This is a genomic window from Rhodopirellula baltica SH 1, assembly GCF_000196115.1.
Lineage (GTDB): Bacteria > Planctomycetota > Planctomycetia > Pirellulales > Pirellulaceae > Rhodopirellula > Rhodopirellula baltica.
Genome location: NC_005027.1, coordinates 6,970,406 through 6,986,686 on the forward strand (window position 1 = coordinate 6,970,406; position 16,281 = coordinate 6,986,686).

The 16,281-nt window shown below is 56.9% G+C and carries 12 protein-coding genes; 3 read left to right on the forward strand and 9 right to left on the reverse strand.

The features are described from left to right. Positions 1-12: 12 nt before the first annotated feature. A complete protein-coding gene (locus RB_RS26935) occupies positions 13-1,425 on the forward strand; it encodes a sensor histidine kinase (protein WP_007329168.1) in 1,413 nt (470 codons plus the stop codon). A 171-nt stretch (positions 1,426-1,596) separates the two neighbouring features. Next, entirely contained in the window at positions 1,597-2,262 is a 666-nt protein-coding gene (locus tag RB_RS26940; protein WP_007329169.1) for a response regulator transcription factor, read from the forward strand. Positions 2,263-2,476: 214 nt separating this feature from the next. Here the strand turns inward: RB_RS26940 and RB_RS26945 are convergent, their stop codons facing one another. From RB_RS26945 to RB_RS26965, 4 genes are all read right to left on the reverse strand, one after another. After that, positions 2,477-3,193: a hypothetical protein gene (locus tag RB_RS26945; RefSeq protein ID WP_231846029.1), complete on the reverse strand. Its 717-nt coding sequence runs from the start codon at positions 3,191-3,193 to the stop codon at positions 2,477-2,479. Positions 3,194-3,868: 675 nt separating this feature from the next. After that, positions 3,869-4,501: a hypothetical protein gene (locus RB_RS26955; RefSeq protein WP_231846030.1), complete on the reverse strand. Its 633-nt coding sequence runs from the start codon at positions 4,499-4,501 to the stop codon at positions 3,869-3,871. A gap of 214 nt (positions 4,502-4,715) precedes the next feature. Continuing rightward, positions 4,716-5,813: a 23S rRNA (adenine(2503)-C(2))-methyltransferase RlmN gene (gene rlmN / locus RB_RS26960; RefSeq protein ID WP_164922584.1), complete on the reverse strand. Its 1,098-nt coding sequence runs from the start codon at positions 5,811-5,813 to the stop codon at positions 4,716-4,718. 157 nt (positions 5,814-5,970) lie between these two features. Beyond that, a complete protein-coding gene (locus RB_RS26965) occupies positions 5,971-6,642 on the reverse strand; it encodes a BON domain-containing protein (RefSeq protein ID WP_011123976.1) in 672 nt (223 codons plus the stop codon). A gap of 159 nt (positions 6,643-6,801) precedes the next feature. Here RB_RS26965 and RB_RS26970 point away from each other — a divergent pair, with 159 nt between their 5' ends. Then, positions 6,802-8,733 (forward strand): DUF3352 domain-containing protein, encoded by a 1,932-nt coding sequence (locus tag RB_RS26970; RefSeq protein WP_164922585.1) that lies wholly within the window; start codon positions 6,802-6,804, stop codon positions 8,731-8,733. A 918-nt stretch (positions 8,734-9,651) separates the two neighbouring features. Here RB_RS26970 and RB_RS26975 read toward each other — a convergent pair. The 5 genes from RB_RS26975 to RB_RS26995 all read right to left on the reverse strand — a co-directional run bounded on the left by RB_RS26975 (position 9,652) and on the right by RB_RS26995 (position 16,198). Further along, complete coding sequence (locus tag RB_RS26975; RefSeq protein WP_164922587.1) at positions 9,652-10,290, reverse strand: hypothetical protein; 639 nt, start codon at positions 10,288-10,290, stop codon at positions 9,652-9,654. Positions 10,291-10,301: 11 nt separating this feature from the next. Next, positions 10,302-11,075 carry a P-loop NTPase family protein gene (locus tag RB_RS26980; RefSeq protein WP_011123983.1) on the reverse strand — a complete coding sequence of 258 codons (774 nt, stop codon included), beginning with the start codon at positions 11,073-11,075 and terminating at the stop codon, positions 10,302-10,304. Then, entirely contained in the window at positions 11,056-13,191 is a 2,136-nt protein-coding gene (locus RB_RS26985; RefSeq protein ID WP_164923063.1) for a hypothetical protein, read from the reverse strand. The genes RB_RS26980 and RB_RS26985 overlap by 20 nt, the downstream gene beginning before the upstream one ends. 209 nt (positions 13,192-13,400) lie before the next feature. Continuing rightward, positions 13,401-14,339: a hypothetical protein gene (locus tag RB_RS26990; RefSeq protein ID WP_011123985.1), complete on the reverse strand. Its 939-nt coding sequence runs from the start codon at positions 14,337-14,339 to the stop codon at positions 13,401-13,403. Next, positions 14,336-16,198 carry a cyclic nucleotide-binding domain-containing protein gene (locus RB_RS26995; RefSeq protein ID WP_011123986.1) on the reverse strand — a complete coding sequence of 621 codons (1,863 nt, stop codon included), beginning with the start codon at positions 16,196-16,198 and terminating at the stop codon, positions 14,336-14,338. Before RB_RS26995 ends, RB_RS26990 begins: the two co-directional genes overlap by 4 nt. Positions 16,199-16,281: the final 83 nt, after the last annotated feature.

Sequence of the window (16,281 nt, forward strand, 5' to 3'; positions counted from 1 at the left end):
GGTGAATTTGCCATGCCGCTGATTGCACCGGCACCTCTGGGGTCGTCCACGTGGTTGTTGCAATTACGTACTTTCGCGATCGTCGGCCAGCTCATCACGATTCTGTTCGCTCGATTGCTCACGCCCACGTCGTTGCCGATTGGCGCGTTGTTGGTGTTGGTGATTTTCACCGCGATCACCAATGGTGCCTACGGTTGGTGGCTGTCTCGAGCCGAACGCAACCGCGAGGAATCAAACGGTGAATCCACGATGGATCCCGCCACTGGGCTCAGTTCCGCAATGACGTCGCCGATCGCGGATTCGCAGGCCAGTTTGTTGAGCGAATTCAAATCAGAGACGCCGTTGCGATTGGCGTTTGTGTTGATGGCGATGGATCTGATCACGCTCACCGCGATGTTGTATTTGACAGGCGGAGCCGACAATCCGTTCAGCCTGTTTTACTTTGTCAACATTGCGATTGGTGGAGTTATCCTGACCGCGCCGTTGACTTGGACGCTGACCGCGCTGGCGATGCTGGGGTATGTCGCGTTGCTGATTGATTCGCGACCCGTTGCGGGGCTGACGATCCAGCCCGCTGAGACGCCTGATTGGTTGATCGCGACGTTGGATTTGCGAGATTGCGGATTGTTGTTTGCGTTTGTGACCTGCGCGACGGTGCTGGCGTATTTTGTGACTCGCATTTCACGCCAGTTGCGTTTGCGAGAACAAGACTTACGTCGCAGCCAATCCGAACGAGCCGACGCGATGCGATTGGAAGGACTGACGACTTTGGCGGCGGGAGCGGCTCACGAATTGGCGTCGCCATTGTCCGCGATCGATGTGGCCTGCCGCGAATTGACGCGGCACTTGGAAGACATACCGAAACCAAAATCGGTTGACGAAGACCTGTCGTTGATCGATGGGCAATTGTTGATGTGCCGGCAAATTCTTTCGCGAATGCGAGCCGCGTCGGGTGATACCGCGGCACAGCGATGGAACCGGACCACGCTGGGCGATTTGATTGACACGGCATTGGAAGGCATCCGCGATCCACACCGAGTCGAAATCATCGAGTCAGATGATGATGCCTCATGGGAAGACCAACCGATGTGGTTGCCCGAGGAAGCCGTCGCTCAGGCGATCCGCAATCTGATCCACAATGGATTGGATGCCAGCGAATCGTCCGAATCCGTTGCGGTTGAGCTGCTCGTCGATGGTGACGAGGCTCGGCTGCAGGTGCGTGACCAGGGGCAGGGCATGTCGGATGAGGTGCTCGATCGAGCGGGTGACCCGTTTTTCACCACCAAAGAACCCGGCCGTGGGATCGGGCTGGGATTGTTTCTGACTCGAAACGTGATCACACGTTTGGGCGGCACATTGAAATTCGATAGCACACCAGGAATGGGAACCGTTGCGACGGTTCGCTTACCGCTTCCGAAGGAATGACCTCCCTCCGCTCGGGTTGGCCTCATGCTGACTGTGGCGTGATGGTCGTTACAGACGGTTGTTGAGGTGTGGCGACTTGCCGCATTCACACCGGCCGTGGGGCTGAATCGTTGCTTTCGACTGCTATACTGGAACGCCCGTACCCCCACCGACTGATGCAATGGTGCAACGATGAGTTTCTCCGATTCCAACAGCGGCAACGACGGTGTGCTGCCTTATCCCAGTCCATCGGACGTCTGCACGTCCGAAACCGTGGGTGCAGAAAGCATTCTGCTGGTCGATGACACGGTTGTGCTGCGAGAGCGGATGGCGGTGGCGATGCAGAGCCGCGGTTTTCGCGTTTTGACCGCTGGCAACTACGACGAAGCCGTGGCGGTTTTCAGTCAGTCACCGACGGATTTAGCGGTCTTGGACTTGAGAATGCCAGGCCGCAGCGGGTTGGATCTGCTGCGTCGGTTGCTGGAAATCAAACCGGATTGCCGAGTGCTGATGTTGTCCGGATTTGGAAGCATCCCCGCATCAATTGACGCGGTGCGTGCTGGTGCGGTCAACTTCCTCAGCAAACCCGCCGACACCGACGACATCCTGTCCTCGTTCATTCGTGGCGAAGGTCAGAACGTACCCGAGGGCGGCTTGGCCTTTCCCGCACCGTCGCTGGCTCGCAACGAGTGGGAACACATTCACCGCGTGCTTTCGGATTGTGGCAACAACATCTCCGAAGCCGCCCGCCGACTGGGCATTCACCGACGATCGCTGCAACGCAAACTTCGCAAGCGTGCTCCCGAGGATCCAAAGACACCCGCCGCGGACGAAGTCTTCGAGGACGATGAGGTCTGATTCTTGTGGAACGCTGAAGATGTATAAGGTTGGCTGTGTATAAGGTTGGCTGTGTATAAGGTTGGCTGTGTAGAACGCTGAGGCCCCTCAGCGTTCCGCGACAAAACCTTCTCAGCTTTCCACCACAACCAAAACAAAACCCCGCATGTGAGAACACATGCGGGGTTTTTGATTTTCACTTCGATGGATTGAGTCGAAACTCAATCAGCACAGACTAGATGTCGGTGTTGGCATCGGGTTGTGGTACTGGAGGAGCAGCTTCTTCCACTTGGTCGCTGCTGCTTTTAACTTCTTCTGCTGCAGGTGCGGCAGGAGCAGCTTCTTCGGCTGCGGGAGCTTCTGCAGCAGGAGCTTCGTCAGCAACTGGAGCTGGAGGAGCAGCTTCGTCGGTGGTTTCAGCGTCTGCGGCAGCATCAGCAACAGGAGCGGCTGGAGCAGCTTCTTCCGTTGCAGCAGCAGCTTCGCCGGTGACGACGCTACCAGGAACCAAAGCTTCGCCTGGAGCCAGGTCGAAACCTTCGCTGCTTTGCATGACGGAACCTTCCATCACAGGAGCAACTTCGCCACCGCAGCAAGGAGCTGCTTCGACGACAGGAGCTGGAGCAGGTGCGCCACAGCAAGGTGCTGGAGCAGGTGCAGCTTCGCAGCAAGGAGCGGGAGCTGGTTCGCAGCAAGGTGCTGGGGCTGGCTCACAGCAAGGTGCGGGAGCAGGCTCGCAGCAAGGCTCAGGAGCACAGCAGTCTTTGGCTTTCAGTTTGGCCAGCAATCCGCCGCCGCACTTGTGAGCCTTCAAACCGCTGAACAAGCCGCCTGAGTTGCAGCATTTGTTCGAGTGCAAGAATTTGAATGCACTTGCACTGCTGCTGAAAGCCAACGAAGCACCCAACATCAGTGCAACGACGGCGGTACCCTTCACCAAATTCCGATTCATGTGTTTCTCCAGAGTAAGTTCGGAGGTTTCGGTGCGATCCGAGTTCGCACGCTTGAATTGAGGTGGCATCCGGTCACCCTGATCGATTGCGTTACACTCCGGCCGTCATCCGCTCACAAGAGGGGGTTCTGGGGAGATGCGGTGACATTACCGCTTGCAGTGACTTTGCGTTACGGTAGCTCGCTAGCAAATGTTGTCAATTGCCCAGGTCGCCCAAACTCCTGTTCAGGCGATACTTTGGGAAAACAGCTCGTTGCCCAATCCACGCGGTGACCAGCCGATTTCAAACCAGGCTTTGGATGCGATCGTGAAAAGCCAACGTGCAAACGAGCGTTTTCATGCAAAATCGCAAGTGAGCCAGAGCGACTCGCATCGTAGGAGCCAATTCCGAAAGGCAACGCCGGAAACCGAGAAGGGCGTCGATGGTTCCGTTGTGCTCAGTTTGTGGAGGATGATTGGCCTTCGTTGCTAGTCTACGAAAAACGCCTCGCATGACACCCGGGATCATTTTCTCGGGAGAGCGAGGCGTCTTGGTCAAGCAGAGTCGAATGATAAAAAGGTTTCGACTGATCGGAATCGGTTTGCCGCCATCTAGGTACCGAAGCAATTTGGCGGCTTATTTTGAGGCGATCAGGACTTGGGTCCCATGGGGAATTCGGGTCCGATCCGGGCCAATTATCGCTGAATCGAATCGGTCGCTGTTGCGGCTGGATTCGCAGCCGTTTGCGTTTGATCCTGGGCATTGAGAATGCGAGCCATCTCGTCGCCGTTCTCGAAGTCCAAGATCAACTCAGGCTCGCCGGTTGCGATACCCAAAACCATGCCAGAGATTCGCCATCCTTCGCTTTGTTGAACGACGGGCAGGACAATTTGGAATTCCTGTTTGGTTCCGTCTGCCGCGGATGGTTCGCTCCAAACGCAGTGAACCAAGCGTGTCGGGAACTTTTGGCCTTCTGGCAGATGCTCCATTCCCACTTCTTCACTGCGGGTGATGGTGACTTCCGCGTCTGGCGAACCGATCGGTTGAACGGTGTGCCCGATCCGAGCCAATTCCGACTGAGCGCGTTCGGTCAGCAGCGTCATGGCGGTGTTTTCTGCACCACCACGGCGGATGCGGTCGAGGAACTGACCAACGACGGATTCGGCTTCTTCTGCAGACGCGGCGCTGTTTTGCGGCGAGGAAGCGGTTGATTTGGATGCGACCGCTTCAGGGGTGGACGAGCCACAACCGGTCATCGAGATCGTCGCGACGGCGACAGAGAAACCAAGAGCAAAACGACCAACGATCCGCATGACTGAAACGGACATATTTTCCATCCCTGGAATTGAATGACTGACACACAAACAGCGATGCGTTCATCGCCAAGGTGGTGAAATAGTCAATTCAGACCCCGGGGGTCAACACGTTTGCGGGAATTCGCCAAGGAGCAATGCATCACTCCATCAATTCCGCCAACACGTCATGACAGGCAAATTCTGCGACACCGCGAATCAATGACCGCGTTGTTCTCGTGCAATATGCCTACTTCGTCGCTTTCACCTCGCCGCGATTGCGACGCAGTTGGCCGCAGGCGGCGTTGATTTCGTCGCCTTTGCGCTGGCGGAAATTGACGTTCACCCCGGCCGATTCCAAAATCGCTCGGAAACGTGCGATCGCCGCACCACTGGGTGTCCGGTAAGGCAAACCCGCGACTGGATTGTATGGAATCACGTTCATCATCACGCTGCGACCACGAAGAATCTGGCTCAGCTGCCTCGCGTGTTCGTCGCCATCATTGATACCGCCCAGCAACACGTACTCGAACGTCAGTCGACGACCCGATGCATGGAAGTAGCGATCCGCGGCTTGCAGCACCGGTTCGATGCCAATTTTCCGGTTGACCGGGACCAGCTCGCTTCGCAGTTCATCATTCGGCGCGTGCAATGACACGGCCAAGTTGTAAGGGATTCCGGCCGCAGCCAATTTGTCGATCGCCGGCGGCAGGCCAACGGTGCTGATCGTGATCCGTCGCGGACTGATCCCCAAACCGTCTTCGCTGCGAGCGACATCGAGTGCCGACAAAACTCCAGGTAAGTTTGCCAGCGGTTCGCCCATGCCCATCATCACAATGTGACTGAGTCGTTCGTCGGCGGGCAATCGTTGCTGCAGACGCAGCATTTGTTCCAAGATCTCGCCACCGGTCAAATTGCGATCAACACCATCCAATCCACTGGCACAGAACACACATCCCATCGCGCATCCGACTTGGCTGCTGACGCAAATGCTGCGTCGCGGACCGTCTCGCAAGAGCACGCATTCGACTTCGCCACCGTCCGCCAACCGGACCAGAATTTTCTCGGTGCCATCTTTGGACTTTGACACGACGGCTTCGGTCGCGTTGAAGATCGCAAAATGCTCTTCCAGTTGAGCCCGAAGCTTGGCGGGCAAGTCCGTCATTTCCTCGAACGAGGTGGCTCGTCCAGAAAACAGCCAACGTCGAATTTGCTTGGCCCGAAAAGGCTTTTGTCCCTGCTCCTGAAGCCAATCTTTGAGCTGGTCGAGCGACCAATTCAGCAAGTGGTTTTTGCGGGGGCCGGTGGACTCCGAATCGGTGGTCGTGACGAGAGGCAGTGAGACCATCGGAGTCAAGCAAATCAAAAGGAGGAAAGCGGCGGTGTGAGGTGGATCCGTCGTGGCTTTCCCATCAGACGCTTCGCTGGCCGGGAACGCAAATGGAATTCACCGCCAACTCAATTGTGGCTGGTGAAAAACATTGCCAGCGAACTGAACCGGTGCGTCAGGGTTGGACGCTCAGACGGTTGACGACTCGAGAAACGCCCGGTTCCAAACGCATCAGCAATTCGGTCATCCGACGATCGGATTCGTTGCGGACCGTACCGCTCAGTGTTGCTGTGCGATCTTGGACCTGAACATTCACTCCATCATACCGATTGGATTGAGAATTCATACGGCCGGGCAAGTTGCCATTGATCGTGGTGAGATTCGATGTGCCTTGCAAACGCGAGGACGCATACTGCTGCACGCGACCCGACTCGAGCGGTGCAACTTCAACGGCACTGCGAAGTCGAGTTCGAATCGGTGGAGTCGATGTGTTGCCACGAGCCGCGTTGCCGCCGCCGAACAAGTTGCCAAACGCGGCACCCAGTCCGCCGCCACCAAATCCGCCAAGGCCGCCCCCGCCACCAAATGCTCCCCCGCCGCCACCACCACCGGCCTGAGACACCGCGGATGCACCGACAGGAGTGGACGTATTGGCACCGACGGCTCCGGTTCGCTGGACGCCTTGACTGAACACCGCGTCAGGATCCAAACCTTGGGTGATGGTTCCTTCCGCCTGACCGTTCGCACCGCCGCCGCTATCGTCCGGCTGTGCCATAGCAGTCGAGCCCAGAGCGATCCATAGAGTGGAAGCGGCCAGGCACGCTACAATTTGAGACGTTCGTTTCATGCGACTATCGCTCGGTGGACGTTGGGTTTCGGATACGATTGGGGTGTGACCCTTCTCCTCTGATTGTAGCTAGACCCCAAGAGCTCGTCCAAAATGAATCCCCTTCGATCCCCGCGTTTCGGCCGCTCATTTGCACCGAAGTTTCCAGTTGTAACGTTGATGATGCCCCTCGCGTGCCTTTTGGTTGCAACCGCGTGGCTGTCATCGCCATCGGTTGCCTTCGCTCAAAGCTCAGCGACGGATAACGAAAGCCGGACCACCGTGCCTGCGCCGCGGCTATTGCCGTCGGGCACCCTGGCCTACTTGCGAATCGATGACGTCAACGACATTCGCGAAGATTGGGGCGAATCCTCGCTGGGGAAAATGCTGAACGATCCCAAGATGCGTCCCTTCGTTTCGGACATCTATCAAATCCTCACTGATCTGTTTGAAAAGCCCGGCAAAGAAATGGGGCTGACGCTCGACGAGCTCCGATCGCTTCCGCAAGGTCAGGTCGCGATCGCTCTTCTCGAGGGGCCACCGCCGGAGGAAAAGACCGACGAGGAGAAAGCGGATGAGGAAGAAGACGATGATGCCATTGCACGTCGCTTGCGAAACAAACGACGTCAGCAGAACTCTTTCGCTTTGGCGATCATGATCGATGCTGGTCCAAACAACAAAGAAATGGAAACCCTGGTTGAACGCCTGATGGGCCTGGCGGAGAAGAATCGCATGATCATCCAGAACGAACAAATTGGTTCGATCGAGCTGACGCGATTGGTCCGCCAACGTGGTGATGGCGATGTCATCGAATGGTTTGAACAAGATGGCTTTTACGTCATTGGATTGGGACGAACGATCGCTCAATCGATTGCGAAAAAAATGAATGATGAGCAGCGTGATACCAGCCAGTCATCCGGGCGTTCACGACGCACCGTGAAAACGACTTCTGCTGATTCGGAGACGCTCGCACAAAACGCGGACTTCATTGCCGTGATGAGCCGATCGATTGGCGCCGAAGCCGAGATCCCGCAGATCACATTCTTCGTCAATCCTTATGGCATCGCGAAACGAATCATCGCGAGAAGTGGATCGGCGTTCTTTATCGCGCCGATTGTCCAAGACCTAGGCATCGAAAAGATTCGTGGGATCGGTGGCAGCCTTTTCCGCGGCGGTGAGATCGTTGAGTCGATTGGTCACATGCACGTGTTGATTGATCCACCACGAGATGGTTTCTTTGGCGTGCTGCGTCCGGAAGACATCGAAGTCTCACCACCGGTTTGGGTTCCGGCCGACGCGGCCAGTTTCACTTGCGTGGGTTGGGATATCGAAACCGCGTTTGAAAACGTTGGGAAAATCGTCAACCGTTTCGCCGGCGAGGGCAGTTTCGAGAAAAACACCGAGAAGCCAGCGAAGGAGCGTTTCGATTTGTCGCTCAAAGAAGAGGTGCTCCCTTTGATGACCGGTCGCGTTGTCACGATCCAACGCTATCAGTTGCCCGCCAACTGGAATTCGATGGCACGGGCAATCGCGATCGAAGTCAAAGACGCCAAGGAAGCGGACAAGTTGCTCGACCGAGTCAAAGCCAAAGTACCACCGCAACGAATGAAACCCGAGGTTCTTCGCGGCAAAACGGCTTACTTCTCTGAACAACGTCAATTTGATCAACCTGGCATCCGGGTGCCTGAAAACAGCGTGATGTTGCTCGGCAATTGGTTGCTGTTCTGCGACAGTCGCGAAGTGTTGCAGCAAGTGCTGCGTGCTGAGGCCGGTGAAATTGATCGCTTGGCAGACGACGAAGACTACGTGCTGCTGACGAGTGAACTTGGGGCCAAGTTGGAAGGCGAAACGCCGTTCCTTTTTCAGTTCAATCGCGATGCCGAGACGTATCGGATCCTGTACGAAATGGCTAACTCGGATGAAACCGCACAGTCGGTCGAGAATCGAGGCGGCGACAATCCCATGGCACGTCGCGTTGCCGAACTGATGCGGCGAGATGATTGGCCGAAGTGGGAGGAATTGGAAAAGTATTTCAGCGTCAGCGGCATCTTCGGCTATGACGAACCAGGCAGCATCCACATCGGTTCCATGAATCTTCGCCCGATCGAGTGAGTCGCCCCGCCGAGCATTCAAGTTCGTCCCGGAGGCCATCGATTCAACGAGCGATTGCTTCCTGAAGTAGGCCGGATCAATCCGCTTCGGCGCCGCTCCGGCAGATGAGCAGTTCTCGCCAGTTCAGTCGCTGCCGGATGTGCGTTGCAAAGCCTCCTTCATCCGGCCTACATTGCTTCGCCCGATGGAGTGAATCGCCTTGCCGTGCGTGCAAGTTCGTCCCAGAGAACTTCGATTCAACGAGCGATCGCCTCCTAAAGTAGGCCGGATCAAGCCGCTTCGGCGCCGCTCCGGCAGGTGAGCTGTTTTCGCCAGTTCAGTCATTGCCGGATGTGCGTCGCAAAGCCTCCTTCGTCCGGCCTACGTTGCTTCGTCCGATTGAGTGAATCGCTTTGCCGCGTGTGCAAGTTATTCCGGAGGATATCGATTCAACGAGCGATTGCTTCCTGAAGTAGGCCGGATCAAGCCGCTTCGTCGCCGCTCCGGCAGACGAGCTGTTTTCGCTAGTTCAGTCACTGCCGGATGTGCGTCGCAAAGCCTCCTTCGTCCGGCCTACATTGCTTCGTCCGATTGAGTGAATCGCCTTGCCATGCATGCAATTTTGTCCCAGAGAACCTCGATACGACGAGCGATTGCTTCCTGAAGTAGGCCGGATCAAGCCGCTTCGGCGCCGCTCCGGCAGACGAGCTGTTCTCGCCAGTTCAGTCACTGCCGGATGTGCGTCGCAAAGCCTCCTTCATCCGGCCTACATCGGTTAAGAGGGGCAGCACAAGGTGTATCCACGCTCAGCCCCACCTTCGCGTACGCCAAATGAAAGTGAGCACCAGAGTAGAACCGTTGTCCTCCACTGTTCCGTCGGGCAATCTTCAACCGCCAAACCGCATCGCAACCAAGTCCACTTGCGAACACTCGCACGAATCAAAGATCCAACTCGTCCAGTTCATCCACCAATGCGTCCAAGTCAGTGGATTGGTTCTTGGTCAATGGCGGCGTGGCGGAAGCCAACGGCGAAGCCTCTGACGCGGGTGGCTTGGCCAAAGACGGCGTCACGTTTTGGATGGGGGCGGCGTTGGGCTGGGCTTTGGACGCCGACGTTGCCTTCGTCTGTTTAGGTGACGTTGAACCAGCCATCCCGATCTGAAACATCGGAGTCTGTCGAGTCGCCAGCAACGCTTGCAAGTCCGCCAAGATTGTCTGCGATGCACCTTCGCGACGCATGTCAAAGTGATACAGCTTCGCGATCGGTTCATCGCCTTGAACCGGGGCGGCATCCACGTCTCGTCGGTGCGGCACACGAGCGACCCGTTTGCCCAACAACCCAAGCGGTTCGGAAACCTTTTCGGCTTCCGTCCAACCAACGCAAGCGACATCGCCCGCGATTGATTCCACTGCCAATCGTTCCGTGCCGGACTCGTCCGGTCCAGGGATGCGATCGAGCAATACAAGATCGAGTCCTGGCCGACCGAGCAACTGCCCCACGGCATCGTCACATGCAGGATCAAAATGGCGATGTTCGCCGGTGGGACGAAGCACGATCACGTTCAAACGTACAGCCATGGATGATCCACTCAGAGGTCGGGGCAATTTTGGGGGTGGGCGTCAGGCCGGAGATCGATGCGGTTGTCGGACGTTCCTGGCTCAGGCATCTCCGATGATGGCGTTTCCGAAGACAGCCCCACGACATCATAGAGTTGAGACCATAATTCGCGAACGTCGGTGACATCGGCGAAAGACGGCATTGATTCCGCCTTCCCGACCTTCGCCAGCTTTTCTCGGGCGTTCGGATGGTCTCCCAGCAATTCTGCCAGCAAGTCCTCAATCAGCTTGGCGGTCACCTTCGTTCGGTGCAACACGTGAAAACCGCGAAGATCCCGATGTGCCGTCGCCAAACAAAAATGGCCCGCTTGTTGAGCTCGTCGACGAATTCGAAAGCGTCCCCACGGAGACAATTGTTCCGCCCCGTCGATAACCAACACTCCACCAGGCGAAACCGTTGCCTGTGTCTCAATCGCGGCTCGGTCGTTCTGCAGCATGCTGGAGACGACAGCGATCGGCGAGCGGTTGGGATCGGCGGTCAGTTGAATCCATTTCCCGCCGGGGAACTTCTCCTGCAACGCGTGGGCCATGTTGTGCAACAGCGTCGACTTGCCAGTCCCATGATTTCCAACGATCAAACCGAGTCGATGTTGCCGCAAGTCTGCCAGGATTCTCGCGATGTGCCCTGCCCGATCGCTTCCGTTCAGGTCAAAGCGAAACGGAATCGCACCCGGCCGCGTGTGACGACTGGAAAATGGATTCGTCGGTTGAGACGGCTGTCGGAGTTCATGGGACATCGTGCACATGATAGCGATGGCATCGTGTGCAGTGATCCCCCGCCGCCGACTTGGTGTGGCAACTGGAACAGCTCGCCTTCGTCATCGGCAAAAATTCAGGCGACGCATCGACCGGCGACTCACCAACCATGTGCACCGCATTGGCCGGATTGGTCGTTCCAAGTTGGTGGCAGTGTTTGCAATCTTGCAATCCCTGCACGTTCAAGTGAGGTGTGTGTGAGAAATGAGTGAGCCGATCGCCGTTTTCTTTGCCGCGGAACGCTTGCCAACGCATCGAAGCGAGCGACGCATTGGCCAACGAATCTGTTTGCACCTGGTGACACCCCACGCAGGCTTGAACTGCTGGCTGAGCCAACATGGATTGTTTGAGCGGGTCGTCGGGAGGCAACCGCTGAATGATCTCGATCATCGATCGCAACACCGCGTCGGAGTGACCTTTGCCTCGGTAGCGAACCGACAAAGTCACATCGTCTCGATACCAGCCACCAAACGATTGTGTTTTGGCCGCGTCGTAGCGAGCCGCCAACTCGGCCGCCCAGTCAGCTTTTTCCGGCGTGGGCGTTTCTTCCTCGGTGGTGGACCAAGAGGTCAATGGATCGTCGGCCAGCAACGGGTCATCGGCAAGCAACGGATCAGCCCCGCCGAACCCGCCGCCAAAGTCGTTGTCGAATTCGCTTTCGACGTCATCGTCCAGCAATCCGCTGAACGCACCAGCCTGCATCGATGAATCGACCTTGGTTTCGGCGGCGGTGTCAGCTTCACCAAACCAAACCCGCAGCGCGTCACGAACCAATTGAGGCGGAAACGATTCGACGAGCGGCAGAGCGGTTTGCTCATCGATCCTAGCTTCTCGCAGTCTTTGCATGAGTGCATCTTGACCGGTCGTCGCCAACTCTTGTGAGAGCTTGGTGATCGCCCTGCCCAGCGATACCGCTTCGACTTGGACAATTGGCGAATCCCAGTTCGCCGAATCGACACGCCGGAAACGATTCAGAGCCGACTCGCTGATCTGCTCTCGCAACATCAACGCCATCCAGCCATCCACCGTGCCATCGGCAAAACCCGTCGCCAGAGTCGGCCAATCTTCGACTTGCAGTGCGATGTCGTCCGGCAAGACCGGCAATTGCAAAAACGCGGGACCTTCGGCAACTTGAACTCGCAACGCTTCATCATGGCACTGCGCACATGCAATCTCGTACGGCAACGTTGTCATCACCGGATCGGTCGAGTCCAAATCAAAACTCGAGAAACTCGGTCCAATGTGACATGTCTTGCAATCAAACGTCGCAAAGGAGTTGGAGCTTGATGAATCTCCACCGTTTCGTTTCTCAGCTTCACTGGGAAAATGAATCTTCGCGTGCCTTCCATGATCAAAGTTGATGTTGGACGCGTGCGCGTACGGCCACTGGCCAAACTCGGGATGCGAATCAGCAAAGGAACCAAATTGATTGACGTGACAGGTTTGGCAACGCGAATCGGTGATGGCGGCGAGGTTCGCATCCGCTCCATGGTGTTCTTGGTGGCAAACGCTGCAGGCCAAGTTGTTTTGCAGCGATGACTTCCGGCTGACCGTTTGAACGGTGGGAACCGTTGAGGAAGCTTCGGAAATCTTCGCAATCGCAACCAGATCACTGGACTGACCATCGGTGGGCTGGCTGCTTGCGAATTTATCATCAGCGAGCCTACTATCACGGGGCCCGTCATTACGGAGCCTGCCATCGCGTTTCTCGATCGCGGCCAAAGTCAGTTCGTCGCGGACTTCCTGCGACAAATTGTGTGCCCATCGAGCCGACTCGCGAGGCATTTGTTGCTCGTGGCAGTTCAGACACAAGTCGGTCATGGCCACAGTCGGCATGTCGGCGTGTTTCGTATCATCGCCACCGATCCAGCTTGCCAAACTGAACAGGCCTTTGTCTTCGTTCTGCTTGCTCGATGTTGGATCGCTGGAGGATGTCAGCCAGCGGTTGCTGGTCGCATTTTGGTGACACGCCGCACATCGGTCTTGAGCCAATTCGCCCGACAGGATTTGCGCGTGAGCGGTTGTCAGGTTGCCCGGCTGAATGACTTTGGGTGTCGCTCGAGTCGCGAAGAGAACGACCATCGCGGCGGCCAAAATCGCCAGCATTGCGGCTGTGAATTGACGTCGACGTCCCGCCCAAGTTCGTCGTGGAGAACAAGCCTCATTCTCAGAATCATCGCTGTCGGCAAAGGGGCACGCACCGGTGCGGCTCGGTCCATGCAGACACGGATCGCATCCCGGTGAACGCCCGCATGCGTACGGGTGCCCGGGGCGTTCGATCCTCGGTGGTATCGGCAGTTGAAAGTCGTCGCGTCTCATGATTCCACAAACTGCAATGCATGAATGGTGTGCATGATGGCGAGCGCCACCAATCCCAACGACATCACGGCGTGAACCGCCACCCAAGCCCGCAGTCGCCACTGAAGAGCGTGCTGTGTATCCAGTTCATCGCGGCGACGAACCAAACCGGCAAGTTCATCGGCAACTTCTTTGCCGTCATCTTCCAAGTACCGATGCAGCTCATTCAAACCGATCACCAAACGGCGACGTCGAAACGAATGAGCGAACAAGCGGTGTGACCACGAAAGCGGCGACTCGAGATACCGACGAAGGTATTGATCGTCAAACTCGCCCAAGACGCGTTGGGAGTCGACGCTGGTCAAACTGTCCAGACGCTGCGTCGCGCGTGCCGCCAATTGTTCTCGGTGCCAATCGATTTGATCGTACCGAGGCTGGCTGCCCATTGCGGTCAAACGAGCCGGCAATCGACGACTCGCCAGGATCCCATAGAATCCCGAGAGGCTGACGCCGATGAACAACACGCTCAGCGTTCCTTCCAGCCAACCATCGGCGATCAATCGTCCCGTCGCGATCGCGGGCACGTGCATCACAAACACGCCACACGCAAATAGACCGGTGAAAATGTGAACCTGAGTCCAGGTGCTCATCGTGCCCAGTGGCAAGATCGGAATCCGACGACGAATGCCGATCGCAAACAAAATCAAGATCGAACTCAGCAGCGTCCAGCCGGTCATCACGCTGCTTCGATAGAGCGCCGCATGCAGCGTTTGCGATATCCAGGCGGTCAACACAATCGCAATCGCGACAACGATCAAACTCGCGATTCGTCGACGACGAAACGACCATGCTCGACCGGTGCCAAACACTCGGCGACGGAATTTGGACAGGGCATCGGTGCGGAATTGTTGCCAACGTCGCGACGACGCAGAACGGCGGCGTTCAGCCACACTCATGTTCGTCTCCTCAACCAGTCTTCCAGCGGCGGCGATTCGCTCAAGTCAATTCGAACGATCGCATCATGTGGGCACGCCGCGGCGCATGCCGGCCCGCTGGGCAGTCCACTGCACATGTCGCACTTGGTCGCTTTGGTGATTGGCCGGTTGCTCGCTTCGTCGGTGTAGGGACGTCCCTTAGGATCGTTCACCGCCGCCATTTCGATGTTGCCGTACGGGCACCCTTTGGCGCACGTGCCGCAACCAATGCAAATGGATTCCGAAACACGAACGTGGCCGGTCGATTCCTCGCGGTGCAATGCTCCCGTCGGACAACCGATCATGCAAACCGGATCGGTGCAGTGCATGCAAGCCTGAACGAATTGCAGTCGATCGTGGTTGACGCCAACGCGAGCAAACTTGGGATTTCCGTCATGCACGCTCGCGCAGGCTTTGACGCAATCATCGCAACGGGTGCAACGATGCAAATCAATGATCATCGCTTCGCGACCGTTGTTGAAACGATTCTGAACGATGAACTCGAGCAATCCGGTGGGCTCAAAGGATGTCCCGGTTGGACTCGGCAAATCCTGCCATGTTTCTTCGCTGGTGTGATTCATCGCGGTCGAAACGATCGGCAAATCCACCTTCGGTCGCTTTTCGCTGCGTCGTTCACGAGCCTCCTCGGGCGCCGGCATTCGCAACAACGCTTTCGCGGCCGAAGCTGGCAATTCGCTGCGGCGAACGTGTGGCAAAATGTCGGTTGCAAAGCATTCGACCGGGATGTGCAACGTGTCTAGGAACCCGACCGCACGAAGCGAATGCTGCAGCGGCAAATTGATCGGTCCGTCTTCATTGGTGACACCCAACGCGATCTCTTCCAGACCGAATAGGTGGCCCTTGCCGAGGTACGCGGTCGTTCGTTGAGCCACACCGTAGCTTTGACAAACCCGCCCAAAACCGCTGCGAACGATGATCAGATCCGTGACCTGATGACCCTCGGTGGCCACCACCGGTTCGCTTTCAATTTGCTCGGCGGGAGAAAGCTTGCGAGTCTTTTTGTAGTCCGCATTCCATTCCAATCGACCGAATGAACGTTGGACCGTCGCCGCAACCACTCGCTGCAAATTCTGCTCGGGAAGAAATCGCAACAACGGGATCTCACGCAAATGCAGCGGCAGCCAGTTTTCTCGGTAGTGATCGTCCATCCGCTGCGAAAACGCGGGATCGCGACGCAGCATCTTCAGACCCTGCAGTCGGATCTCCAGCAACGTGCTATCACCCTGCGAAACAACTGTGGCCGATCGCGGCGACCGATACATCGCCGCAACTTCACCGAACAATTCACCCGGACTCAATCGTATACTTTGGCCGGCTCGCACCAGCCCATCGAAGTCCTGCAACTGTAAAACCGGAGGACGATCGTCCGCATGATGGGTGGAGGCATGCAAGTCGACATTCGGGACGACTTCCTCGGGACGCCGAGCTTCGCGAACGCCGGAAGGTCGGAGCAATTGCCAAACCGCTTTGGGCCACGATACTTTTTCGGTTTCACGACGACCGAGCAATTCCGGTGGCAATTCGCGAGTCAACAGTTCAGCGTGTCCATCAACCAATAGGAACGCACTGTTTGCGTAATCACCCTCGCGAGCGATCACTTCGCCGTGAGCAAAACGATGCAATCGGCAATCGTTCCGAAGGATGCCATCGAGCGGAATCGATTTGGGAAACGCGGCCGGATCCAGGTTCGAAAAGGGGGACTGTTCGCGCAACCATCCCACGTCCGCATCGGTCATGTGCGGGTCCATCGGTTCGTCCCATCGTCGAGGACGACGCACAGCAATGGATTCATCGGTCATCATGTCTCGGTCGATAGCCATCGCCGTGGCTCAAAGTCAAGACACAACCCACCGAAGACAAGTTTCACGCCATAGTCGTGCGCCCGATCGTGGCGTTGCGATCG